We start from the raw sequence: 23,780 nt of genomic DNA, 5'->3' as shown, positions 1-23,780 counted from the left end.
AAAATATCTGCAACTTTATCTAAACGAGTTTGTTTACAAGCTAAATCGAAGATATTTTGGTGAGCGAATCTTTGATAGACTAGTAATAGCAAGCATTACAGCTAATGGACACTAAACGGATATACAAGCTGCCAATTACGCGTTCCTTCAAATCGGCATCAAGTTGTTTTTTAAAATTGGAATGGTGCACAACTGTGACTAAGGTCTTATTTTCCTTGCTCAGCCTATCAATAAAGGTCGTGATATAAGCAATTTTCGGGATAATAAGTTTTCCTTTCGATTTGAAGTTCAAATCCAGTGAAGTATCAAAAATTTCCTTTTCCTTTATTAGGTTCCATGTTGCTTTCCATTTTGCGATACTAGCTTTAGCCAGAAAATTCTCAAAATCCTTACCTATAATATCATCATATAAAGCGGAAAGAATATTACAGGTCTTTTGGTTGACCATCTCAATAAATCCTTTAGAATTAAGTATGAAACTCATCTGTACAATATCAAGGGTGGTGTGCTCTGTATTTGCATACCCTTGGTGCACTATGGTTTCTTGGATTTCTTCCGCCAGCATATTCAAGGTAGCAATAAGCGCCTCGATATTGTCGTCATTTTCAGAGCGCTCAATTCTATAATAGAAGTTGCCAGAAGCCATTTCCAGCAACATTTCATTAATGATCTGCATTCTGTATAGAATATCGTCCTCCATGATTTTTCCTTTTAAAATGATGAAAACTCTCAGATAGGCGGATGCTTCAATATATGAGCTGTTCAATCCAGACTATCTGTATTGATTGAGAAACTTTAAGGCGCTCTCAATAGTATTAAAGGATTCATTGGGGATAGGTGGCTTACTCGTACGGAGATAGAATTCAGATAACATTTCCGATACCGGGGATTCTACGATAAAAGCCACGGCCTTGATAAGCGTTGAGCCTTCAACCGACAAATAGGATCTTGCGGCCTTATTGATTTCCTTTATGCAACGAATGTCACATAATACAGGGAAATAACGACCTTCATGCATTTTCAGCCGATCCTTTACTACATATAGTGCCGCGGGTAAATCCAAAATAACGTCCTTGGCATAAGTAATATGTAAAATTCCGTCAATTAGTTCATAACTGGCGTATGCGTTTTTAGTAGTTGTTGACATGGGGTTTTGAAAACTGGTTATTACAATTATAAATTTACAAAATAATCAACATAACATTTGCCTGTTTTCTAATTAGGGTTGGTCAATATGGATTAGTAATTGTCTGCTAAGGATTAACGTTTGCCTCTAAAGGATTATGGATGTGCATAATTACATAAATCCTACAAAAACTTATTAAATTAATCGTCCTAAACTTTTAAAGATGGCAAAAATTAAACACAACAATTTCCTAGACACTGTAAATGATGTATTTACAGACGCAATTGATGAGGGTGTCCTCCATTTATATGCAGACGGCGAGTCATTTTCAGGTAGAACAATTGGCGTTAATGGCAAAAACCTATTTCATTTTGGAACTACGGGATATTTAGGTCTGGAGCAAGATCCAAGATTGAAAGCTGCTGCGATTAGCGCTATTGAAAGATTCGGCACCCAATTTCCCTTATCCAAATCCTACATATCCAATCCCTTGTACAGGGAATTGGAAGAAAAAGTGACCCAAATGTACAATAACCCCGTTGTGATCACGAAAAACAGCACCTTAGGGCATCTTGGGGTCATTCCAAGCGCAGTCAAAGACCAGGATGCTATAATCTTGGATCACCAGGTGCATTGGAGTGTTCAAAGTGCCGCAAAGATGCTCAAGACTAGAAGCGTGCCAGTTGATATGGTTAGACATAATGATTTGAACATGTTGGAGGATAAGATCAAATCACTATCCGGTACCCGTAAAAGAATTTGGTACATGGCCGATGGCATTTATTCTATGTTTGGAGATTATGCCCCTATCAAAGACCTAAAAGCACTGAGCGAAAAATACCCTCAGCTCTATCTGTATTTTGATGATGTACATGGAATGAGCTGGATAGGTAAAAATGGTACGGGGTATGTGATGAGTGAAATCAATGAACTCTCAGAAAATATGCTACTGTTTGGAACCTTGAGCAAAACCTTTGGTGCCAGTGGTTCTGTACTTGTTTGCTCCAACAAAAAATTGTATCGGGAAATAAAGACATTTGGCGGCCCTTTGACTTTCTCCGCACAACTGGAACCAGCATCTGTAGCTGCTGCAACTGCCTCTGCAAAAATCCATTTGACGCCCGAAATTTATACTTTGCAAAATGATCTTAAGGAACGAACACAATACTTTAATAAATTATTGAGGGAAACGGATTTACCCTTGATTGATAAAAACGATTCGCCGGTGTTCTTCATCGGTACAGGAATGCCAAATACAGGCTATAATTTTGTTAACCGCTTGATGAAAGATGGTTTTTATGTAAACCTAGGCCTATTTCCCGCAGTCCCAGTCAAAAATACCGGTGTAAGAATTACGATATCAAGACATAACCAGTATGAAGAGATCAAGGCACTGGTAGATGCGATGGTATATCACTTACCCAAAGCAATTGAAGAAACAAACACAAGTTTGAATCGCGTTTACCAAGCATTCAAATTAGAAACCAAACAAAAAACGGCTCTTGATTCCAATAATGACTTGACCATACAACTCGTCGATTCCATTTCAAAAATTGACAAGAATATCTGGAATACTTTAGTAGGAACCTGTGGCGTGCAAGATTGGGATGGACTTAAATTTTTAGAGGAAACTTTTAGCAACAATAAACTCGAGGAAAATAATTGGAAATTTTGGTATGTCATTATTAATGACAATAAGAATGTTCCTGTACTGGCTTCATTTTTATGCGCTTGCTTATGGAAAGAAGACATGCTCGCATCTGTTTCCGCTTCTAAAACTATAGAAGACGAACGGAAAACAGACCCTTACTATATGACTTCGAAAGTACTAAGTCTTGGTTGTCTATTTACTGAAGGCGACCACCTCTACATTAACACGAAGCACGCCTTAAAACAAGAAGCGTTGAATTTATTTCTGCATTCTACTGAAAAATTAGAAGTGGAATCGAATTCAAAAATGATTGTTCTACGCGATTTTGACGGAAATGAAGATTTACACACTTATTTTCAAGGTCGTGGTTTTATAAGATTGCAAATGCCTGATGCTTGCCAAATTCAGTTGCACCCTGAAGAATCCATAGAGCAATACATTAATAATTTATCTGCTCGTAACAAAAGGCATTTCAGAAATGACATTCTTAAGCATGAGTCAGAACTGGATGTTGCAATAGTGCAAAAGCTCAACGGTTCGCAGATAAAGCAAGCTCAGAACCTGTACAACAATGTCAGAGAAAATAATTTGGGACTGAACACTTTCAAATATCCAGCAAAACTATTTGAAAACATGTCCCACCACCCAAATTGGGAGTTTATAATAATTAATACTTTGGAAAACAATGACAGAATGATCGGCATCATGTTTTGTTATAAAAACAATAATCTAACCTATGTTCCCTCCTTGATAGGATTAGACTACGACTATATAAAAAACCATCAAACTTACAGACAATTGCTATACCAAACCATCAAGCGAGCGATTCAATTAAACCTTCGCCATATTGATTTAGGTTTGACGGCATCGTTTGAAAAACGGAAATTGGGAGCAAACATTAATGAGAAGTTTGCTTACATCCAAACATCCGATAATTATGGTTTGGAACTTTTGGGTTTGTTAGAGGGCTAAAATTATGAAATTTATGGCCTTACATACAAATGAAATATCAGGAACTAATATTGGAGTTTGAAACAAATCTAGAAATTTTGGAATCCCAAAGTGATGATGTATTATATAAAGCGGAAAGTGGTATTAGCAAAACCGAAAAATGCATCAAGAAACTTCGACGCAGAGTCATCGAAAAAGGGTTTAATTCCAAAGGTGAGGAGATAAGCTTCTTTAAGCATGTAAAGCCTCAGATATTCAGCAGACTCATTTATTACGTCAGGCTTTTCAATATTGAGAGTAAGCGTCCCAGAAGCAGTTCTAAATTTCAAATAAAGTATCTCAACAACCATATCAATAAGTTACAGGTTTTCTTTAATGAAAACCTAGATTTCTATCATTACTACCGAATGGGCGCCACTACCCTTGACGAGGAATATTTCGTTCGTGGCAAATCCTACTTACGTCTTCCCACTCAATCCTACCATTTTATTATTGACGAACAATTTTCCACGTATCAAGACGCAACAGTAGCCACAATAATTGCTTATGACATGCTCATCGTTTATCTGCAACAGGAAATTGAAAAACTTCAAACCAACACAGAAACCATAAACAACAACATGAAGTACGCAACTTCAAAGCTTTTTTGGACAGGAAGCAAAACACAATTAATTGAGTTAATTTATGCCCTTCACAGTAGCGGCGCCATTAATAGCGGTACTGCCGATATCAAGGAACTCGCCTCAATGTTTGAGCAACTCTTCAACATTGAGCTAGGCAACTACTACCATACCTTTATTGAGATTAGGGCAAGAAAACGCAGCAAAACTAAATTTCTGGATAACCTTACTGAATCATTGAATAAACGCTTTAAAGATTCTGATGAATAATCCCAAGTTCAACCCAACTTGGGCAAACCGTACGAGTGTTACAGGTTCCTTGAATTTAGATAATAACGACATTCGTTATTCATACTAAATTGCCGTTGCAACCCCAAAATAAATCAAATTTCATGAAAATAAAAAAATCCCCAACTCTGGGTAAACTATTGATGAATAGACATTAAATCATATCAAATTTGTAGAACGAAAGTCAAATCAGGTCAAGGGCTATCAAATCAATTGACAGCGATGCGATAGTCCCTTTTCTTAAAAACCGTTCTATTATGCCAACAAGCATCATTACCACCGACGATCTTCGGGAATTCAAAATGGAATTACTCGATGACATTAAAAATCTTTTAGCCAAACAATCAAAAGGAAAGCTAAAAAAATATCTGAAATCCTCAGAGGTTATGGACCTGCTACAAGTAAGTCCAGGCACGCTACAGAATCTTCGCATCAATGGCACCCTGCCCTACACCAAGGTTGGCGGAATCATCTACTACGATACCGAGGAAATTCAAAATGTGATGACCGCGAACCGTGTGCAGCACGGTTTAAATTCTTAAGCGATGAACTACATAAAGCTACTTAATGCGGCTTTTTCAACCTTCTTTTTTGATGACCGCTTAAACCCCACCCATATCAGTCTGTATATGGCGCTGTTTCAAGAATGGAACAGTAGCCGCTTTGCGGGCGAGTTTTACGTAAACCGCAGGGATTTGATGCTTGCCTCAAAAATAGGGTCGAAATCTACATACCACAGATGCGTTACCGACCTAGATTCCTATGGCTACCTTTATTATTTTCCTTCCAACAATCCATACAAAGGCAGTAAGATCCAAATGGCCATTATCGGGACAAGTGATGAACCTGTTCTGGGACGGTACAGTCCCATATTAGAACAGGTTGCGGAACAGTACCGTCCCAGAAATGTACCGGTAACGGGACAGCAGTGTCCCATATCTGGACAAGCTGTAGACTCACACCGTCCCACCAGTGGACAAGCATTGGTATCTACTATAAACAATACCAAACAAGTAAACAGTATAAAACAACCAAAGGGCTGGCAGGCCGTTTTTAATTTTTTCGAAGAAAAAGGTTTTGATGCTGATGAAGCAAAAAAATTCTTCGAGCATTACGAAACTCGGAATTGGCAAACAAGTGATGGAAAAGAAATTCGAGATTGGCGAGCATTAGCCAAAAATTGGATGGATAGAACCGAATTATTTGACGAGGAAAACATACCAAAGAAAAATCAAGCGTCCCAAATCAAGGACAACTTGCGAACCACTAAAAACAAGGACTATGGACAACCCCTCTAAAATTACTGAAGGTGGCGTGGAATATTCGCTCGGGAAGTTTGATGGTAAAAGCGTACTTTACGATTTTGATCAAATCCTGATTTACCTAAATGCCAAGGGAAAATTGCTCTTTGGTAAGAATTTCAGAATCTACGATGAGGACACGGTTATCATTCGTAAACTATGCTACTATTTCATCAAGGACAAAGAGAATTGTCAAAAGGAAGGCATAGACCCTGACAAAGGCATTTTACTTTCTGGCCCTGTAGGATGCGGAAAGACCACTTTAATGAAATTGTTGCGGCACATCGTCCCGATGCAAAGACCGTATGAGATGATTCCCTGCCGGAATGTGGCTTTCAGTTTTAATCATCTTGGTTTTAAAACCATCGAGGAATATGGAAGTACGAAATTTTTCTGTTTTGACGATTTGGGTGTAGAGCCTGCTGGACGATTTTACGGGAAAGATCTCAATGTGATGGGTGAAGTGCTCTTATCTCGTTATGAATTATATTTAAAAACCAAACATAAAATTAAAACCCACGCTACTACAAATCTGAACGCTGAGGAACTAGAAGAACGCTATGGAAATCGTGTTCGCAGCCGGATGCGAGAAATGTTTAATTTAATTGCTTTTGATAAGGGTGCTGGGGATAAGCGGAAATAAAGTTATTTTTTCATTCTCTTAGCAACTAACTTTTTTCTAATAGCTTCGATTCTTTCTATTTCTTCTATATTCAAGCCCAAAGCAGAATTTAAAATCTTAAAATTATATTTAACCAGGATATCCTCAATACTTTTTTTATTCTTAAAGTCATTTCTATATTGTTCAAAGTCTTGGACTACCTCATATGGTAATGGTAATGATCTAAATTCATTTGGTGTTATTTCCAATACTCCACCACCATAATAGCGACCTTCTAACTCGGCAAATGCAAGTGTCAAAGAATTATAAAATGAAAATATAATATTTTCAATATTATATCCTTCTTTTGATTCAACCATATAAGCACTATCTGTCACATAAGCTTCTGCGTTATTCTTTAGTAGTTTTGGATATTCGTGCGCTCTTTTGAAAAAGAAAGCTTCTGATTGCTTTGCTATATTAGGAACTTGATACCAATGTTTTCTTTGGCGACATTTAAATCTAGTTTCTAATTTTCTTTCGGTTCCTATATCCAAATAACATAAAACACTTTTAGATAATTTATCTGGATTGGCCCTATTAAAATCTAAGAGATAAGCTGGTTTGTCATCTTCAACTAATTTATTAAAATCTTCATCTTCAAATGTAACAGAACCATTTACGTAAAATCCCTTTTGAACAATAGGTTTAGAGTAGAATCTTAGTCTATTTTTAGTGACAACTTCATCATTGACTATGAAATAATCATTAGCAGCTGTAACTATACCGGCTTTATTATCCACATAGTGAGTTGTTAAATCTAGTTTAGATTTTAAATTCTCTAAGAAGTGATGTTCATCTGGTGACAAGAAATGATGTGTCCATTTGGTATTTGATTCAGACACAGAAATATTTTGCATCAATGTAAAACTTCTATTCTCTAATTCTTCGATACTTCCTACCGTAGTGTAATAAGTGCCTTGTACTTGATGCTGATTATATCCTACTATTAACACCGTATCTTGTCCTTTACATTCTTGAAATTGCAATTCATCAAACATAAACACTTCGAGTCTTTCAAAACTTGATTTCAGTAAGTCTCTAATTTCTTCTGAAAACTTTACCTGAAGTAATTCTAAGGGAAGAACAAATGCGATAACACCATTATTCTCTATTTTTTGAATAGCACTAACTAAAAATGCTGTCCATATATTATTAATTTTTTTGTCTTTTAACCCACTATCAATATGAATTGATTTACAGAGGTGTTTTTGTTCATCTGAGAGCAATGTACTTTTTATGTAAGGTGGATTTCCAATTATCAAAGAATAAAAATTATCATCGGAATTATGAAAATCTAAATAGTCGCTTGGGATAGAATTAAGATTAACTTGCGGATTACATCTATCTATTGCTTTATTTAATTCATCCAGCTCTCTTTCAACTATGGTAAGAGTTGTATTTTGAAATCTATTTAATTGAATATTATTAGAAATTGCTGCTGCAAAATTACCATCTCCTACACTTGGTTCTAAAATAGAAATATTGTTTTGATCAAAATTTTCAAGACAATAATCTGCAATGAAATTTGCCAACCGAATAGGTGTATAATATGATCCTGAGTTTTTTTTATTCACTTTCTAATTTCAGCTAGTTTATATGGACGTATTTTACTACGCTTTTGTATCGTTTTATTCAAGTCAATTACTGCTCTTGAAGACTCTTTCAGCATATCAAAGTCTTCATTATTATTTAATTTCTCTAATAATTCATCAATAGCTTCTAGAGCTTTTTGTTCTCTATCTCTTAGAAATGATTCTCTTCTTTCATATAATAATTGAGGTCTGTTCAAATATAATCGCTCAGTCATATACTTAGTACTCACATATATTCCATAAACTTTATAATTATCAGAACTTATATCGAATAGTTCTGAATAATCATATTCGGATGGATCTGGATAACAGGCTATGTTTAAATCATCTGCATCATTTGGCCAATCATTACTTTTAAATCTATTACAAATTGGACAACAATAAAATAGGTTACATATATCATCCTCTAAACTTTTAAATCTAGAAATAGACTTAGGCTTATGATGCTCTATATGATAATGGTCAATACCACCAAACTGCGCTTCATTAATTGAACAATAAATACATTGATAATTACATTCTTTTGCAATCTGTTCTTTCCAATCTGAGTAACTACCTTCTTTAGGCTGTTTTGTTTTATCTTTTACAATTAATCTCCAGTTCATTACTCTGTGATTTTATTTTCTATCTTCTTCTGTAATTTCTCAAGAAATTGAATTTTAGACTCGTAATCATCTAGCCAATCTTTTCTTTCGCCTAAACTACTATCTAATGTTATATTAAGCTTAAGCTGTAAAGCCTTAAGTTTTACTAAATCTTCATCACTGCTTTTACCTGATGCCACCAATTCTGATAGTTCTTTTAATTCAGAAAGTTCGGATATATGCTCTTCAAGAAAACCTTGACTAGCACGTAGGAATCTTTTAACATATTTCTCTCCATCTAAAATAAACTCTTCCCTACCTATAATATCTTCAAACTCACTAAATTTTGCTTGCAAATCATCATCGTTTTTATGAGATGTAATAACATAGATAGGAATATCTTTATAGGTTTTTCTAATTTCCATAACCAATTGATTACCACGATAGCCAACTGGTTCACTATTCTCCTCGGAATCATTGTGCATTTGTTCATCAAATATTAAGCATACAATTTCGTTTTGCTCAATCCATTCATTGTATTCATAAATCAAATCATCAGGAAAAGGGAAAGTATCAATTACCTCAAGGTTTGATTCTAGATTATATAAATGAGACTTTAAAATTGACTTTAAAGTTTCTCTCTGTGATTTATCGTCATCAATAATGGCAATTTTACTCATAATTTTAAATAATTGTTTTTCTCTCTTTAGGCAACCATATTTTGAATCTAGCTCCTTTTAATTCTGGATCTTTATCAAAAGTAATTTTACCATTTAAATCTTGAACAATAGAATTAACTACTGTTAAGCCTAAACCTGTTCCTATACTTTTACTCCCCATACTAGGATTAACCTTCGTTGAAAATAGTGGTTCGAATAAACGATGCTCATATTCTTTAGACACACCTGGTCCTGAATCTGAAATTATTAGTGCATACCCATTCTCTACTAGTCTCTTTGATTCTTTTAAATCTTCTTCTATCAACTGAATATTTATAACCCTTTTTCCAGATTTATTTGTTGCAGCAGTATAGGCATTGGTCATTAGATTTATCAATAACGTCTCAATGTCCATTTGATAAGTATAGGTATAAACATCCTTTAGATTCATATTTAATGTAATTGAGGCAGCTCTGTATGCAGGTTCTAATTCATTAACGACTGAATTAATGATTTTTCCAATATTGACATCTTTTTTGCTCCTTTTTTCTCTTTGAACGCGAGTTAGAGCGTAAGCACCCCAAGCTGCTACCTTTGTGGAAGAAGTGACTGCTTTCGCGATTTCATTAAGAGCTTCTTCAACGTTAGGATCCTTTCTCGACAAAGCGAGTTTTGCAGCCATAACAGAACCTTTTAATTGAGTTATAGAACCTTCAGTTTCGTGCCCAAAAACTGCTGATGATATACCTATTGTAGCTAACCCACTAAGTGTTCTGTTCCAGTTTAATAGTTCTGTTATTGTTTTTTCAACTTTATCTGTCGTACCACTTAATTGATTTATGTTTTTTTGAACTCTTTCCTTTAGATGGGTTTTTATATCCGTATTATTCTGAATTTCTAGATTAATTGAGTAAAGATCTTTCTCTACACTATTTAATGCTTTAATAATACGTTCTGTACGCGACTCTTTAGTTCGAGATTTTCTTTTTGCTTCATTTATTTTTGGAATTAGTTTAGTTCTGTAAGATTCCAACATATTTACAGTACCCATTACTAAACTCTTAAGGTCATAAAATGCTTCTGACTCTACAAGTCCTTCTCGCGCTGCACTATCAGCCAATTCAATATTTGAATCTCTAGCTATAAAAACAGCACCAACCAATTGATTAGGCGTTACACTATAATTTTTTGACCTACTGATACCAGCAGGATCTTTCGCCTTCCTATCTGCCAAACCTAACCAGTCATAACCAAATTGAGAGCTTGGAAAACCGTAAGGTTTTACAACTATCCTATCACGATATATTTTAATACCAGCATTGTTATCTAGAAATTCTCTAAGCTTTGTTAAATTAAAATCTAAATCTTTAACCGAAGCACCTTCTCTCAAAAAGAAATATAGCTTTATAGTCATAGAACCCGACCTAATTTGGTTATCAATCAAATTACTAGTATCCATTCCGGTTCGAGTTAATAAATTTGACCATTCTATTTTCTCTATCACTTCTTTACCATTATACTTGTCCCAATAAGTATAAATAATTTCTGAACCAGTACCTGGGTAATAAGCTTCTATTTTAATTTCCGCAGCATTTAAATAATTTGAATTAATTTCTTCGGATGGTAGAGGATATATATCGTTAACGAGAGATATTTTGAAGTCTTGAACATCTTCAAATGGCGGTGTAAGAGCAGATAGCTCTTGCTGTAAATTCTCAATATTTAGTTTTGACCAAGGTTGCCTTTGTCTTTCAATAATAATTTCAGTTCCAGTAGCTGATGGTTTACCATCTTTAACAGGAAGGCTGATTTCACTAGGTTCAAATATTTCTACTCTAATGTCTGAAAGAGATTTTCCTTCTACATCAAAATCATCCCAATTTACTTTTAGTCCTGTTAGTTTATCATTTTTTGATTTAGTTCTTAATTCAAGTATAGAACCTAATCTATCAGTTGATATACGTCCAATTCCTTTCTCTCCAGTTTTACGACGACCTAACTTACTTTTTGTAGAAACACGTTTACCAGAATAGCCAATTCGCAACCAACTGTTTTTCAGCTCATCAGATGTCATACCAAAACCGTTATCAGCAACTCGAATTAAATCTTTAGTCTCTGAAAAAATTTCAATATCCACTTTAGTTGCGTCAGCATCATAACTATTCTTCACTAATTCAAGTAAAGCTGTAGAATGATCTTTGATACTATCCCTACCAAGATGAATTAGTGTTTTAGCGTCTATATAAAACCTTTGATTATGAGGATCTTGTTTCGCTAGTTCTCTAGATAAAAACAATATGTCATCCAAATTAGGCGGAACACTTTGTATCGCTAAAAGTAATTTGGCTTGTATTTCTTCAGTTTTACTCACTATGCGTTAATTAAGTTTTTAGGACTAATTTCTAAAGCACTTGCTATTTTAAATAACGTTGGTAAAGATGGTTGTCGATTATTAGTGCACCAGTTTGAAACTGTAGTTTCACTCATTTTTAGTTTTTCTGCTAACCACTTGTTGGATTTATTATTTTCCACGAGAACTTGCTTTATCCGATTATAATTGCTCGATGCTGACATAAATATTAACCTAAAACACAAATATATTTAAGTATTAGCATACTTTTCACTAAAAAATCAGTTATTTGAGTTATGCCATTACAAAATTGCAATTTTAAAATCCTTATCAAAATAATTACAAGTAATTTTCAGGTATCTTCTTGAAGATAGTTACAACTATACTATAAGTTGACTTAAATAATTCCTTCAAACAACAAATAACCTTAATATAAAACTCTGTCAAAATTGTAAAATTTTAATAATGGATTTGAGAACCACAAGCGCAATACCACTTTGTTTTTCTCCTTTAGTCAAATATATTGCCTCATCATAAGACGATAAAAACCCGAATTCCAAAAGCACGGAAGGACAATAATCAACAGTTTCCCTCAACACCTGAAAATTCGCAAACTTCACACCCCTACTCTCAAAACCCAATTGTTCTCTGAACGCATCTTGCAATTGAAAAGCAAACCAAACGGCTATCTCTGAGTATTTTGAAGTGGCATTGGCCACATAAACTTCAATCCCTCTAGCGCTTGGATTATCTGAATGATTGCAATGCAAAGAAATAAAAATATCTGCTTCCAAAGCTTTGGACAATTTGCTCCTATCGGTTAAAGAAATAAGCGTATCGCTATATCTCGTCAAATAGATATCAAGTGGCATTTCTGAATTTTCGTTTAACTTCAAAATTTCCAAAGCAATATCGAGTACAACATCTTTTTCTTGAATGCCATTTATACCAATTGCACCAGAATCTTTTCCACCGTGTCCAACATCAATTACAATTCGTTTTTGAGTTGCTGATTCTTGTCCAAAAACGATACACATTTTTAGAAGCAAAAAGACAAAACTGACGTTTTTCAGAACTTTTTTCATTTTCAATTTTCAGGTTATGACCAACTGCAAGTCCAATTTCCATAAATTTTGATGCCAAATAATAACAACCGAACCCAAACTATATCTAACAATATTTTACTCACAAATAATTGATTTTCAGTAATTTATAAACAAATATATGTAAATTTCCAATAACGAAAACGAATCAATAATCTAAACTTTCCGTTATGAAAAAATCACTCTATTTGGCAACATTTCTGTCACTGTTATCCACTACGCTATTTGCACAAATTGGAGGAATCGAAGATTCCGTTGATGATGTTGCTAATACTATCAGATCCATATTTCCTATCATTCTAGGGGTAATCTTTCTTGTTGGCTTTCTATTTAATGCCGGACATTTCTTTGGGGAGAATGCAGATCTCAAAAAAGGAATAACACGAGTACTTGTATTTGTTCTTATTGCTGGCGCAGTGGTAGGCATATTTACTTATCTGATTTCAATCGTAGTTTAATGAAGCGATTTGAGATCTATAAAAACATTAGGAAACGGGCAGTCATTTTTGGGCTGCCTATTTCCCTGTTTGCTTTGATGATGGTTGCCATACTTGTTTCACTCCTGGTCATCATCTTCTCATTCAGCTTCGGGATGGTTATAGGTATTTTAATATTTAATGCTGGCTTATATATCGCATTAACAAGAATCAACCAAAACCCACAACTTTTTCAAATGGCCAAAGCCTTCCCAAGAATCATAAGTAACAAAAGAAATTCAGGCTTCGATTATGAACAAGATTAACCTTTCGGCATATCAACCCATTGCGGATATTCAAGACAATATCTTGTTTGCCAACAATGGCAATGTAATCTTGTGCTATGAAGGAAATCTGCCAGAAATCTATTCCTTATCCGAAAAGGATTTTGAAGATATGCACGGTGCCTGGTTTCAAGCTTTGAAATCCTTGCCTGTGGGAACTGTGGTTCACAAACAGGACATCTACTTGAAGAAATCTTATTCTTCAGAACAACTTCCCAATAAAACCTTTTTAGAAAAAGCCACACACGAGCATTTCAAAGGTCGCGATCATATTGAGCACAAGTGCTATTTGTTCTTCATTTTGACTAAAAATAAATCGCTCAACAATCCAAAATATATCAATCCCTTCCGTAAGGTTTCCAAGGGAATTATTCAGGAACTGGATGATAACATAAAGAGCTTCGCCAACTCGGTCAGCGATTCGGTTTCCTTTATAAATAACAGTAGAAAAATGGCATTCCTTCCGCTTATAGCGGAACAGATTCAGCAGTTGACCAATGGCTATTTCAATGGATTCAACGAAGGCTTTGACACCGACATCATACTAGACAAAAAAAGCGTCACTATTGGCGAAAACCATTTTGATGCCCTTGCCATCAATAGCGAACTGTGCTTTGGCGAAAGTGTACAGAGTAGCAAGACCAATGAGAAATTCACTTCAGACGATTTTGTGTTTCATCAAGGGTTTATTGATGGTCTAGGGCTTACGCTTAATGAAAATCATATTGTTAATCAGATTATCTATCTAGACGATAAACAAAAATGGCGCAAGCTGCTCGATAAAAAAATCGAGGAACTGAACAAAAGTTCAAATTTTGGTTCACAAAATAAAGTGGTTCTTGAAAAAATTCAACACATCCTAGATCAGATCAACGCCGATGACAATGCACGCATTATTCGTGGTCATCTCAATATTGTTTACTGGGCAAAGGAAGCGAAGGAATTGGACAAAATAACTTCAAAGATTAAAACTGAATTCAAGGAACTGGATATCATTCCCTACTATCCGCGAGGCGAAGAACGCAAGAATTACATACTCAACAGTTACTGCTGCTTCTCTTCCAATTTTTCGAATAACGATTTATACGTTACAGATCTAAAACACGCACTTTGCCTGTTTATAAATAACACCAATTACAAATCGGATACTACAGGAATAATCTTCAATGATAGAGAACACAACATCCCTGTTCTGAAGGATGTTTGGGACGAACGCAAGAAACGCATCAAGGCTCGAAACTTTGCCATTTTCGCGCCAACAGGTGAGGGCAAATCCTTTTTGGCTAATAACATATTACGCCAATATTTTGAAAGTGGCGTTCGCTTAGTTATTATCGATTTGGGTGGCTCGTACACTAAATTTGCAAAGCTCTATCCTGAACAATACACAGTCCTGCGTTATGAAAGCGGAAAGAACTTAGGTATTAATCCATTCTATATCAGCAATCAAAATGACCTGACACCGGAACGTCTTGAAGATTTATCAGTATTCCTGTTTGAATTGTTTGCTTCAGATTTGGAAGTGACCAAGGCACAATCGGTTTCCGTCAAAAAAATACTGCGATGTTATTATGATAGTACCTCAGAAAATCATTCTTTGGAAGGTTTCTACAACTTTATAGAAACGAATCAAGACGATCTTCTTGACAATCTTAAAATCCATCCCGACTACTTCAATGTCACGAGCTTCTTACACGTGATGTCAGAATACGTCGGCGATGGTCTATATAGCTTTCTGTTTGAAGTGAGCGAAGACCAGACCTATAAAATTGAGGACAAACGACTGATTGTTTTTGAATTGGATGAAGTCAAGGATAACAAGGAAATCCTGTCTGTAATGTTGAAACTGATTAAATCAGCAATCCAAAGAACCATTTGGAAGAATCGTGCTGAAAAAGGTATCATACTTTTTGATGAGTTTGCAAAGCAACTGAAGTTTGAAAATGTATTGGAAAGCGTGGAATTCTACTATCAAGCCATACGTAAACAGAACGGAGCAATTGGGATTATTCTGCAATCCATCAACCAGCTACCGAATAATTCAACGTCAGCAAGCATATTGGAAAACACCCAGGTCATCTATAGCCTAAACAATGAAAAAGGATATGATGAACTGGTCAAACGGCTTAACCTTTCAAGCCACGATTTGAACCAATTAAAATCCATCAAGAACAACCTCTCCGGGCCACGCAAATACACCGAGATGTTCATTAAAATTGGTCGGGAGAGCAATGTTTTCAGGCTTGAAGTTCCGAAGGAGGTATATGCAGCTTACTTGACTGATGGAAAAGAGAACGATGCCATCATGGCAATTTATAAAAAAACCGGCTCAATGGAAGAGGCCATAAAAATCTTCATTAACTCCTAAAGAATAACATCATGAAAACAAAATTCTTAATATTCGTAACCGTAGTCTTGTTGAGCTTAAAAGTAGGTGCTCAAGGTATGCCAGTTTATGACAACACCAATTTCATAAGTTTAGCAAAATCCCTTATAGAGTCCGCCAAACAAACATCCCAACTACTAAAAACCGTAGAATTTTTGAAAAAGCAGAAAGAGAATTTAGAGAAAGTGGCAAATGCCATTCAACAATTACAGGCAGTTCAGAAAATTGCACAGAATAATCAGCAATTATTTAATCTGGTACAAAACGATTTGTCTGAAATTCTTGGCTCGCCCTACGTCAACGTTGATGAAATTGAAAACATTACAGCATCCTTTACTGATATATTGGACAACTCTCTTGAAACGGTAAACTTTGTAGAGGAAATACTTTCCAACGACTATTTAAAAATGACGGATTCCGAACGCGCTGAGATTCTCAAGCAAAAGGAAATGGAATCCAAGCAAATGGTCTCTCAAGTCAAATCTAAAACAAAGCGCTATCGTGAGATCATTTCCTTTAGAAAAATGCAGGATAAAATCAACAACCGGGAAACCGAATATTAAAATCATGGCGATTCACTTTTTAGGCATAGGTCTGGAATATATTGATACTGTCTTCCAAACGATACAAAACAGTGATTTCTCACAATACACTATTGTGGGGATGAAAACGCTTGCAGTGTTGTTTTTTTTGGTCAATATTCTAAAGAAGTATAACGAAGGTATCGCAGACAAGGATGGTTACACATGGGGATTGAGCCCTTCAGAATTGGCCAAAAATTTGGCAATTGTGCTCTTGGTCATTTTCTCCACCCAAGTTTTAGGATTTTTCGATAGCATCCTTGTCGCAATCGAGAGCCAGTATCGGACCACCGCTCCTGCCCTATTACCATTGCAAATGCAAGACATCAATTTAGAGGAGGAAGTGGGTTTATTAGATGCAGCCAGTATGGCCATGACCTTACTTTATGAAGCGTTAATCACACCATTGTACGGATTCAAAATTATCGCTTTCGTCATAAGTACCATTCTATGGATTTTGGATTTATTCATATACCCCCTATTTCTGGCTGAACGCTTCTTTCTGCTTGGTATCATGCAAGCCTTTTTTCCATTGGTAATTAGCTTGGCAGTCTTTGAAAAATTTCGGGAAATGGCCTACAACTTTTTCAAATTATATGCAGCGGTCTATATGCTAGTTCCTGCTTTCTTTCTAGTCAATGTTTTTGTCAATGCCATTTACATTGAAATCAATACGAATTTTTGGAGCAACCTCTTTGGAACAGAATTCGGACAAGGCTTCTTTGCACCGGTGGTTCAAGTTGGCTCTGTTGGTTTTATAGTATTCCTGAAATTCAAGCTCTACCGACGCGCTACATCTTTTACATTAAGGTTATTTACCAGTTAAAACCATATTATGAAAACACCATATAGAAATATTTATTCGGTCTTGAAAGTAAATCGCATCATAGTGATATCGGTTGTGGTTTGCGCTCTATTATTAAGTTTATTTTCGGTTTGGATCGTTTTTCAGACAAATGAGAAAGCATTAAATAGTGCCTTTGCGATTAATACAGATGGAAGCATCATTCCGCTTAAAATCGTAAGTCAAAAAGAGAACTTCAAAGTCGAGGCTCTAGCTCATTTGGATCTGTTCCACAACTATTTTTACAATATCGATGCCAGTAATTATGAGAAGAACCTGAAAAAAGCACTATGGCTGGGAAATAGCTCAGTTGATAATCTGTATCGCCAAAAACGTGCAGAAGGTGTTTATAACAGACTATTGCAATTTTCTTTGGTTCAAAAAGTATTGAGCATAGAGACTCAAATAGAAAACTCTAAGGCCTCTTATAAATTCCAGACCACCACACGTTTCGAAATCAATAGAGGTGCCGTCATCGATACTTATGAACTCATCACAACAGGAAAACTGATCATCGTGGATCGAAATTTTCCCAACAACCCTCACGGACTCCTTATCACTGACTTTTTCGAAAAGTCATTAAAAAAACTCAACATCTAAAACCTAAGGTTATGAAAATAGAAAAGAACAAAATAGTATTTGGAAGCGTCATGGGAGTGATCTTGATATTCCTTGTGAGCTATACGTTCATGGTTATGGGCGATGATGAAAGTGAGGATGAAAGCCTGAAACAGACCTTAGTTCCAGCGTTGGAAGAGAACCAAAAGATTTATGACTCTAAGTTGGATGCCATAAATGATCTAAAAGAGGTACGCCAAGCCAACGCACCAAGTATTTACGATGAAAAATTGATGGATTCTTTGGGCTTTTACGATGCAGATTATACGGAAAAAGAAAAGAAACGGATCGTTGACAGTATTTATAGTTCTGGACGCATCAGTTATTCTGAAACACCATCGGAAAATAGTGTTAGCAGAAAACCAAGACTAATACCCGACGAAAAAGTTGATATGGAACCGGTACTAGAGATCAAAGAACTAGGATTCGAACATCAATTGTTTTTTTCATCCGCACCAAAAGAGAATAAATTGATATCGGTAGGAAGTACCGATGATATTATCTATGTGACTGTAGATGGGACCCAAATTGTAAAAACAAACTCGCGCTTGCGAATGCGATTGACAAAGGAGGCGATTATAAATAATATCCTCGTTGAGAAAAACACTTCAGTATACGGTTTTGTGAATTTTCAGCCTAACCGAGCGACGATTGAAATTGAGAACATCCAACATCAACCAACACACCTAAAAGCTTTTGATCTGCAGGATGGCAGTGAAGGATTATACGTGGAAAATAATTTCCGCGCAGAAGCTACCAACGAGGTTGTTGATGGTGTTATTCAAGACATAAATATACCGAGTGTCCCTCAAATAGGTGGCATTACCAGGGTTTTGAAACGCAATAACCGGAATATAAAAGTCACTATTCTCAATAACTACAAACTCATTTTAAAACCAACTTTATAAGTATAACCCAAATAAAATTAATCTCATGAAACATCTCATTCTTATCCCGAGCATACTTTTACTTATTATTAAAGCGAATGCACAAGAACAAATAGCACTAGATACAATTTATGCTAATGATCAAAATAACGTCGCTTTGTTCTTTCCAGAACCAATTCGTCAGGGTATTGTTGGTTCAGATAATTTTGTGTTTACATACAATCAAGAAAATGAACAGTATTTCGGTTTGTTACAAGCAAAGCCAAGTCAAGAAAGCAATCTATTGGTAATCAATAAAAACGGTTCAATTTTTTCGTATATTGTAATGTATAAAAAGCAGCTTTCTAAGCTCAATTATTTTATTTCTGAAACTGGCAGCATTGGCAATGAAAAACCAATGCCACCTGACTCGTTAAACGCCGTTGAACCAATTGAGCAAATTGATAATAACAGATTTCACTATCAAAAATTCTGTTCATTTTTATTAGATCAAAGACAAGGGTTGACCACAGTAACCAAGCGAGACCAAAAGATCATTTTGCAACTTGAAAATATTGTGTTCGACAAAAATGAGCTCTATTTCATTGTTTCAATTACTAATAAATCGAATTTGGCTTATGACTTGAATTTCTTAAAATTTTCAATCCAAACTCGGCAGAAAGGAAAGAAGAAATCCGTGCAAGAACTGTATCAAGAGCCACTGTTTGTGTATAATGTTCCTGAAAGAATTGAGGCTAACGAAACAACTCGATTAGTTTACGTAATGAGAAAGTTCTCAATCAGCAATGACCGCCGAGCCGTTTTGAAACTGAATGAAAAAAATGGAGAACGAAATTTAAAATTGAAGATCTCCCATAGATACATAAATAATCCAAATTAAAAGCCGATGAAAAATTTACTCGTCTTAGCGTTTATCATGATGCTATTAAGCTGCTCGGAAGCAAATGACACGGCGCCAGCCAAAGTTGCTGAAATTGTTGCTGAAAGCTTTTACCAGGGCAATGATGTTGCGCTGAAAGAACATACTACAGCCGAAGGCTATGCAAATTTCTCAAACCTTCAAAAGATGTTCGCAAAGCCCAAAAGCTCAAAAACAAACTTCAAATTAATTGATCAAGACATCAAGGACGATGTAGCTTGGGTAAAATATTCGACAGCTTATGATAAGACTCCTGGAGTCTTTAAGCTTGTGAAGTTGGATGGGAGATGGAAGGTTACTGTTAGAACGCCAAGGGAGCAAGCGCCATTTTAGCATTTTCGATAATCAAGTCCAGCATCTGACTGAATCAAAACCTATAGGTTAAATAAATATATCATATTCTCAACTGGAATTATTCCATACCTCAGTACTGAAGAAATATCATAAATAATAAGACCAAATTGCATTAGAGAAGGCATACCGGAAATATTCTAAATATTTTTCAATCCGATCACACAACATTATAAAATGAATATTAAGGAAAACAATTATGAGAAGCATTTCCTGTCGGACATTAATCCTTTTGAATGACTATAAATATAGTTTTACAGTATTATTGATCGCTAGACTTGGCTAAACTATTCTTTTCGGTCATAATAGCTTTTTTAAAAAAACGTAATAGGAGCATCTAATCCTATAATGCCAACTACAACTTGTCATTGTTCGTTGAACTATTTTAATAGGCTTGGGTTATTTTAAAACCGATGTAGCAACCTAAATCTCGAGGCTTGTCTCTTGCTGAAATCATAACAGTTGTTAGTCAGAATCTTTAATTAATTGCTTCATATGTTCAATGGCATAAGTTAAGACATCCACTTTTTCATCCACATAGACATCTGGTGCTATGCCGTAAGGATCTATGGGGTTTTTATCCACATCCCTTGCACGGAAAGAAGAAGGATAAGTCAACTTAAAGCAACCTATATCTTTGGATAAACCATTAAAGCCATCGACAACCCCTGCAGTATTTTGGCCATATACCACTACTTTGTCACTTTGATTGGCGCGATACACAAAGGTTTCACCAGAACTACCAGCATCTCCAGCTAAAAGAATCACCTTTTTTGGACCAGCATATAAGGTGTCTGGCTCATAGGTATTAGCATAATCCTGCTCTTGAAAAAAAGCAGTGCCTTTCAAAGACATTACATAATCGTACATTTGGCGTTCTTCTTCAGAATAGTCCTCTACAGACTTTCCTTTCAAATCGCTATTGTCAAGAAATTGCCGAATATTATCGTTACTCATCCAAAGTCCTGAATTAGGAACTTGAACAGGTCCACTTAAAATATAAGGTAAAATAGGATAGTAGGTGTCATCATTTCCACCTCCATTATCCCGTACATCCACAATGATAAAATCTGCTGCGATAAGCTTTTCATGGTTTACCTTCATAATGCTATCGACATGTGCCTCACCTACCGAATAGAAATCAGGAAATCTCAAATAGGGAATGCCGTCTAATTCTGTATAGTGAAATTCGCCGAATTTACGGATGACCTCAGAATCTAATGCTTCAACATCGGCTTCAGGCCAAATCTTCGTCCAAACTCTTAAACCTTCAAAGCTTAGTTTTCTTTTACTCAGCAGTTGTGCTTTGGTGGGCTCAGGTGAATGATCCCTCATCATGAAATTAGCATCGTAACTGCTGCCGAAATTTGTAGTTAGCTCAAATTTCACATCGTTTTTATCCCAATCTTCACTGCTGCTTTCCAGAGTAACGCCTACAAAATCTCTTTTTTTATCACTCCCTTTCGGATTTGGGATAACGGCTACACTATACCCTCCGTTTTGCCAAATTCCCAGTAATGGGTTTTGCTCGTACTTCTTGCCTTTGTACTCGGATTTGAATAGCTCTTCCGAAATAGCGATTTTTTCAGAATTTATTCTTGATTTGGCAGATATACCTATGCGCGTATGGCCATCTCTAAAAAAGTCAAGCCATTGCCCCAATACGGCTCTACAATCTTGCACTGTCTCCGTTTGACTTGCTTTTGTTCGCATGATGTCTGTATGAGCCCTATATAAATTCCGGTTTTCATCGGTGACCTTATACATAAAAAGCGAATAGTTTGATTCGTAGGTTTCGACTGTTTTTGCGAAGGAATCTTCACAATTACAATCTTGAGCTGTTAAGGATAATATGTTCATTATTATAAGACATAAACTAAGGGCTAAATTGGATGATTGCTTCATTTTTTTAATTTTATAATTGAAAGTGTTAGATTTAAAATATGCTGAATTTTATGAGCTACTAATCTGAGACCTCATTTTTTATCAATTGCTTCATATGTTCAATAGCATACGCTAACACATCTTCTTTTTCATCCACATAAACATCTGGTGCAATACCATAAGGGTCGATTGGGTTCTCTTTAAGATCTGGCGCTCTGTATGACGTTGGGAAAACAACTGTAAAACAGCCAATGTCAAAAGGAAAGCCATTGAACCCGTCTACAACTCCTGCGGTATTTTGTCCATAAACCACCACTCTGTCACTTTGGTTGGCACGATATACAAATGTTTCTCCCGAACTTCCTACTTCTTTATCTGTTAATAAGATGACCTTTTTCGGACTATTATAGATGGTATCCGCAGTAAAGGTCCATTTGCCATTACCTTTAAAATAGGCAGTCCCTCTATTATCGTTAAACATGTCATATTCCTTTTTGTCTTTCTCTTTGTATTCTTCAACAGTAAAACCCTTGCTGGCTGCCATGGCACTTATAAGATATTCTGTGTTATCCTCACTTAGCCAGAAACCATTTGAAGGGATTTCGACAGGGCCACTTAAAACATAGGGGAGTACTGGAAAGTAGGTCGCATCGTTTCCACCTCCATTACCTCTAATATCGACGATCATAAAATCAGATTTTAAAATCCTATCATGATGAGTTTGCATAAGGCTGTCCACATAACTTGGATCAACGGAATAAAAGTCTGGCAGTCTTAGGTATGGGATGTCATCAATATAAGAGATATGAAACTTGTCGTATTTCAATTCTATTTCGCTACGTTTTTTGGAGTTTTCAACTTCTGGCCATATTTTCATCCATTTACCCAAGCCGTCAATTTCAATCACTGCAAGATCTGTTTGTTGCCCAGAAGTTTTTTCTAGCGAGTGATCACCCATCATAAAGTTAATTTGATATGAATTGCCAAACTCAGAGCTGAGTTCCAATTTAACTTCACCCTTTTTCCACTCAGGGTTTTCACTTTCTAGGATTACACCCACATAATCTCTTTCTCTAATACTGCTTTTCGGGTTAGGAAGAATAGCCACAGTATAAGCACCACTCTTCCAAATTCCTAAAAGGGGATTGCGCTCGTAAGATTTCTTTTGATAATCTGCTTTAAATTGTTTTTCAGTAATTTGTATACTTTCATTGTAGGTTTCAGTTACTTGTTCGGTTGACATTACAATGTAGGTATGGCCATCTCTAAAAAAATCAAGCCATCGTTCCAGCAAAACCTTGCAGTCTTGTAAGTCTTCAGTTTGTTTAGCTTTAGCGAGCATCAAATCTGTATGCGCGTTGTATAAATCCCGGTTTTCATCGGTTACCTTATACATAAATAAAGAATAATTTTTTTCGTAAGCATTAACCGCAGTTTCAAACGAATCCTCGCAAGAACAATCCTGTGCCTGCAGGTGCAGAAAAGGAAGAAATAATAAGGAAAGGCTAATTGAAATTTTGTGAAATTGTTTCATTTTGATAATTGGTCAAATTAGTAGTTGGTTCTTGTGGTTGATAAAATGCTATGGTCATACAAATTTAACACAAATATTAATTTCATTAAAGCGCAGCACTTCATACTATTAGGACGTCAAATCAAAG

At 35.7% G+C, this 23,780-nt stretch carries 24 protein-coding genes and 1 pseudogene; 15 read left to right on the top strand and 10 right to left on the bottom strand.

What is annotated here, in order from left to right:
* Window positions 1–115: pseudogene (locus tag ESY88_RS18205) on the top strand (IS1595 family transposase); the annotation flags it as partial.
* On the opposite strand, the gene ESY88_RS18200 reads toward ESY88_RS18205, so the two are convergent.
* On the bottom strand, window positions 80–700 hold the full coding sequence (locus ESY88_RS18200) for a hypothetical protein (protein ID WP_147088110.1): 621 nt from the start codon (window positions 698–700) through the stop codon (window positions 80–82). The pseudogene ESY88_RS18205 and the gene ESY88_RS18200 sit on opposite strands and share 36 nt — an antisense overlap.
* A 72-nt stretch (window positions 701–772) precedes the next feature.
* The gene (locus tag ESY88_RS18195) at window positions 773–1,147 is read right to left on the bottom strand and encodes a DUF7793 family protein (RefSeq protein ID WP_147088109.1); all 375 of its coding nucleotides are present in this window, start codon (window positions 1,145–1,147) and stop codon (window positions 773–775) included.
* 202 nt (window positions 1,148–1,349) lie between these two features.
* On the opposite strand from ESY88_RS18195, the gene ESY88_RS18190 reads away from it, so the two are divergent.
* The 5 genes from ESY88_RS18190 to ESY88_RS18170 all read left to right on the top strand — a co-directional run bounded on the left by ESY88_RS18190 (window position 1,350) and on the right by ESY88_RS18170 (window position 6,580).
* Window positions 1,350–3,749: an aminotransferase class I/II-fold pyridoxal phosphate-dependent enzyme gene (locus ESY88_RS18190; RefSeq protein WP_147088108.1), complete on the top strand. Its 2,400-nt coding sequence runs from the start codon at window positions 1,350–1,352 to the stop codon at window positions 3,747–3,749.
* A 29-nt stretch (window positions 3,750–3,778) separates the two neighbouring features.
* Window positions 3,779–4,618, top strand: coding sequence for an RteC domain-containing protein (locus ESY88_RS18185; protein WP_147088107.1), 840 nt, complete (start codon window positions 3,779–3,781; stop codon window positions 4,616–4,618).
* Window positions 4,619–4,893: 275 nt separating this feature from the next.
* Complete coding sequence (locus ESY88_RS18180) at window positions 4,894–5,178, top strand: helix-turn-helix domain-containing protein (RefSeq protein WP_147088106.1); 285 nt, start codon at window positions 4,894–4,896, stop codon at window positions 5,176–5,178.
* A gap of 3 nt (window positions 5,179–5,181) precedes the next feature.
* Window positions 5,182–5,934, top strand: coding sequence for a hypothetical protein (locus tag ESY88_RS18175; RefSeq protein ID WP_147088105.1), 753 nt, complete (start codon window positions 5,182–5,184; stop codon window positions 5,932–5,934).
* The gene (locus ESY88_RS18170) at window positions 5,918–6,580 is read left to right on the top strand and encodes a P-loop NTPase family protein (RefSeq protein WP_147088104.1); all 663 of its coding nucleotides are present in this window, start codon (window positions 5,918–5,920) and stop codon (window positions 6,578–6,580) included. The genes ESY88_RS18175 and ESY88_RS18170 overlap by 17 nt, the downstream gene beginning before the upstream one ends.
* 2 nt (window positions 6,581–6,582) lie before the next feature.
* Here the strand turns inward: ESY88_RS18170 and ESY88_RS18165 are convergent, their stop codons facing one another.
* The 6 genes from ESY88_RS18165 to ESY88_RS18140 form a co-directional block, all read right to left on the bottom strand.
* Window positions 6,583–8,175, bottom strand: coding sequence for an Eco57I restriction-modification methylase domain-containing protein (locus ESY88_RS18165; protein ID WP_147088103.1), 1,593 nt, complete (start codon window positions 8,173–8,175; stop codon window positions 6,583–6,585).
* Window positions 8,172–8,798: an HNH endonuclease family protein gene (locus ESY88_RS18160; RefSeq protein ID WP_147088102.1), complete on the bottom strand. Its 627-nt coding sequence runs from the start codon at window positions 8,796–8,798 to the stop codon at window positions 8,172–8,174. The genes ESY88_RS18165 and ESY88_RS18160 overlap by 4 nt, the downstream gene beginning before the upstream one ends.
* Complete coding sequence (locus ESY88_RS18155) at window positions 8,798–9,457, bottom strand: response regulator (protein ID WP_147088101.1); 660 nt, start codon at window positions 9,455–9,457, stop codon at window positions 8,798–8,800. The genes ESY88_RS18160 and ESY88_RS18155 overlap by 1 nt, the downstream gene beginning before the upstream one ends.
* Window positions 9,458–9,461: 4 nt before the next feature.
* A complete protein-coding gene (locus ESY88_RS18150; RefSeq protein ID WP_147088100.1) occupies window positions 9,462–11,807 on the bottom strand; it encodes a sensor histidine kinase in 2,346 nt (781 codons plus the stop codon).
* On the bottom strand, window positions 11,807–12,010 hold the full coding sequence (locus tag ESY88_RS18145) for a helix-turn-helix transcriptional regulator (protein ID WP_147088099.1): 204 nt from the start codon (window positions 12,008–12,010) through the stop codon (window positions 11,807–11,809). Before ESY88_RS18145 ends, ESY88_RS18150 begins: the two co-directional genes overlap by 1 nt.
* 219 nt (window positions 12,011–12,229) lie before the next feature.
* Window positions 12,230–12,871 carry an N-acetylmuramoyl-L-alanine amidase family protein gene (locus tag ESY88_RS18140; RefSeq protein ID WP_147088098.1) on the bottom strand — a complete coding sequence of 214 codons (642 nt, stop codon included), beginning with the start codon at window positions 12,869–12,871 and terminating at the stop codon, window positions 12,230–12,232.
* A 188-nt stretch (window positions 12,872–13,059) separates the two neighbouring features.
* Between ESY88_RS18140 and ESY88_RS18135 the strand changes: the two genes are divergently transcribed.
* From ESY88_RS18135 to ESY88_RS18095, 9 genes are read left to right on the top strand one after another with little or no spacing between them, the layout of a single operon-like run.
* Window positions 13,060–13,347: a hypothetical protein gene (locus ESY88_RS18135; protein WP_147088097.1), complete on the top strand. Its 288-nt coding sequence runs from the start codon at window positions 13,060–13,062 to the stop codon at window positions 13,345–13,347.
* A complete protein-coding gene (locus ESY88_RS18130; protein WP_147088096.1) occupies window positions 13,347–13,631 on the top strand; it encodes a hypothetical protein in 285 nt (94 codons plus the stop codon). The genes ESY88_RS18135 and ESY88_RS18130 overlap by 1 nt, the downstream gene beginning before the upstream one ends.
* A complete protein-coding gene (locus ESY88_RS18125; protein ID WP_147088095.1) occupies window positions 13,618–16,017 on the top strand; it encodes a TraG family conjugative transposon ATPase in 2,400 nt (799 codons plus the stop codon). The genes ESY88_RS18130 and ESY88_RS18125 overlap by 14 nt, the downstream gene beginning before the upstream one ends.
* Before the next feature lie 11 nt (window positions 16,018–16,028).
* Window positions 16,029–16,598 carry a conjugal transfer protein gene (locus ESY88_RS18120; RefSeq protein WP_147088094.1) on the top strand — a complete coding sequence of 190 codons (570 nt, stop codon included), beginning with the start codon at window positions 16,029–16,031 and terminating at the stop codon, window positions 16,596–16,598.
* Window positions 16,599–16,602: 4 nt separating this feature from the next.
* Window positions 16,603–17,442, top strand: coding sequence for a hypothetical protein (locus ESY88_RS18115; RefSeq protein ID WP_147088093.1), 840 nt, complete (start codon window positions 16,603–16,605; stop codon window positions 17,440–17,442).
* Between the two features lie 9 nt (window positions 17,443–17,451).
* The gene (locus tag ESY88_RS18110; RefSeq protein ID WP_147088092.1) at window positions 17,452–18,060 is read left to right on the top strand and encodes a conjugal transfer protein TraK; all 609 of its coding nucleotides are present in this window, start codon (window positions 17,452–17,454) and stop codon (window positions 18,058–18,060) included.
* Between the two features lie 11 nt (window positions 18,061–18,071).
* A complete protein-coding gene (gene traM / locus ESY88_RS18105) occupies window positions 18,072–18,986 on the top strand; it encodes a conjugative transposon protein TraM (RefSeq protein ID WP_147088091.1) in 915 nt (304 codons plus the stop codon).
* 25 nt (window positions 18,987–19,011) lie between these two features.
* Window positions 19,012–19,845 carry a DUF4138 domain-containing protein gene (locus ESY88_RS18100; RefSeq protein WP_147088090.1) on the top strand — a complete coding sequence of 278 codons (834 nt, stop codon included), beginning with the start codon at window positions 19,012–19,014 and terminating at the stop codon, window positions 19,843–19,845.
* A gap of 6 nt (window positions 19,846–19,851) precedes the next feature.
* Window positions 19,852–20,217, top strand: coding sequence for a hypothetical protein (locus ESY88_RS18095; RefSeq protein ID WP_147088089.1), 366 nt, complete (start codon window positions 19,852–19,854; stop codon window positions 20,215–20,217).
* 483 nt (window positions 20,218–20,700) lie between these two features.
* Here the strand turns inward: ESY88_RS18095 and ESY88_RS18090 are convergent, their stop codons facing one another.
* Both ESY88_RS18090 and ESY88_RS18085 read right to left on the bottom strand, forming a co-directional pair.
* Window positions 20,701–22,095: a S41 family peptidase gene (locus ESY88_RS18090; RefSeq protein WP_223270885.1), complete on the bottom strand. Its 1,395-nt coding sequence runs from the start codon at window positions 22,093–22,095 to the stop codon at window positions 20,701–20,703.
* 103 nt (window positions 22,096–22,198) lie between these two features.
* Window positions 22,199–23,653 carry a S41 family peptidase gene (locus ESY88_RS18085; protein ID WP_147088087.1) on the bottom strand — a complete coding sequence of 485 codons (1,455 nt, stop codon included), beginning with the start codon at window positions 23,651–23,653 and terminating at the stop codon, window positions 22,199–22,201.
* Window positions 23,654–23,780: the final 127 nt, after the last annotated feature.

Origin of the sequence: Subsaximicrobium wynnwilliamsii (genome assembly GCF_007997225.1) — a bacterium.
GTDB classification, from domain to species: Bacteria; Bacteroidota; Bacteroidia; order Flavobacteriales; family Flavobacteriaceae; genus Psychroserpens; species Psychroserpens wynnwilliamsii.
This window is presented reverse-complemented; position numbering and strand designations above follow the sequence as displayed.

What these genes read in the sequence shown, in the direction of transcription:
- ESY88_RS18200 (WP_147088110.1), bottom strand. Translation starts at nt 700, where the DNA reads ATGGAGGACGATATTCTATACAGAATGCAGATCATTAATGAAATGTTG.
- ESY88_RS18195 (WP_147088109.1), bottom strand. Translation starts at nt 1,147, where the DNA reads ATGTCAACAACTACTAAAAACGCATACGCCAGTTATGAACTAATTGAC.
- ESY88_RS18190 (WP_147088108.1), top strand. Translation starts at nt 1,350, where the DNA reads ATGGCAAAAATTAAACACAACAATTTCCTAGACACTGTAAATGATGTA.
- ESY88_RS18185 (WP_147088107.1), top strand. Translation starts at nt 3,779, where the DNA reads ATGAAATATCAGGAACTAATATTGGAGTTTGAAACAAATCTAGAAATT.
- ESY88_RS18180 (WP_147088106.1), top strand. Translation starts at nt 4,894, where the DNA reads ATGCCAACAAGCATCATTACCACCGACGATCTTCGGGAATTCAAAATG.
- ESY88_RS18175 (WP_147088105.1), top strand. Translation starts at nt 5,182, where the DNA reads ATGAACTACATAAAGCTACTTAATGCGGCTTTTTCAACCTTCTTTTTT.
- ESY88_RS18170 (WP_147088104.1), top strand. Translation starts at nt 5,918, where the DNA reads ATGGACAACCCCTCTAAAATTACTGAAGGTGGCGTGGAATATTCGCTC.
- ESY88_RS18160 (WP_147088102.1), bottom strand. Translation starts at nt 8,798, where the DNA reads ATGAACTGGAGATTAATTGTAAAAGATAAAACAAAACAGCCTAAAGAA.
- ESY88_RS18155 (WP_147088101.1), bottom strand. Translation starts at nt 9,457, where the DNA reads ATGAGTAAAATTGCCATTATTGATGACGATAAATCACAGAGAGAAACT.
- ESY88_RS18145 (WP_147088099.1), bottom strand. Translation starts at nt 12,010, where the DNA reads ATGTCAGCATCGAGCAATTATAATCGGATAAAGCAAGTTCTCGTGGAA.
- ESY88_RS18140 (WP_147088098.1), bottom strand. Translation starts at nt 12,871, where the DNA reads ATGAAAAAAGTTCTGAAAAACGTCAGTTTTGTCTTTTTGCTTCTAAAA.
- ESY88_RS18135 (WP_147088097.1), top strand. Translation starts at nt 13,060, where the DNA reads ATGAAAAAATCACTCTATTTGGCAACATTTCTGTCACTGTTATCCACT.
- ESY88_RS18130 (WP_147088096.1), top strand. Translation starts at nt 13,347, where the DNA reads ATGAAGCGATTTGAGATCTATAAAAACATTAGGAAACGGGCAGTCATT.
- ESY88_RS18125 (WP_147088095.1), top strand. Translation starts at nt 13,618, where the DNA reads ATGAACAAGATTAACCTTTCGGCATATCAACCCATTGCGGATATTCAA.
- ESY88_RS18120 (WP_147088094.1), top strand. Translation starts at nt 16,029, where the DNA reads ATGAAAACAAAATTCTTAATATTCGTAACCGTAGTCTTGTTGAGCTTA.
- ESY88_RS18115 (WP_147088093.1), top strand. Translation starts at nt 16,603, where the DNA reads ATGGCGATTCACTTTTTAGGCATAGGTCTGGAATATATTGATACTGTC.
- ESY88_RS18110 (WP_147088092.1), top strand. Translation starts at nt 17,452, where the DNA reads ATGAAAACACCATATAGAAATATTTATTCGGTCTTGAAAGTAAATCGC.
- traM (WP_147088091.1), top strand. Translation starts at nt 18,072, where the DNA reads ATGAAAATAGAAAAGAACAAAATAGTATTTGGAAGCGTCATGGGAGTG.
- ESY88_RS18100 (WP_147088090.1), top strand. Translation starts at nt 19,012, where the DNA reads ATGAAACATCTCATTCTTATCCCGAGCATACTTTTACTTATTATTAAA.
- ESY88_RS18095 (WP_147088089.1), top strand. Translation starts at nt 19,852, where the DNA reads ATGAAAAATTTACTCGTCTTAGCGTTTATCATGATGCTATTAAGCTGC.
- ESY88_RS18090 (WP_223270885.1), bottom strand. Translation starts at nt 22,095, where the DNA reads ATGAACATATTATCCTTAACAGCTCAAGATTGTAATTGTGAAGATTCC.
- ESY88_RS18085 (WP_147088087.1), bottom strand. Translation starts at nt 23,653, where the DNA reads ATGAAACAATTTCACAAAATTTCAATTAGCCTTTCCTTATTATTTCTT.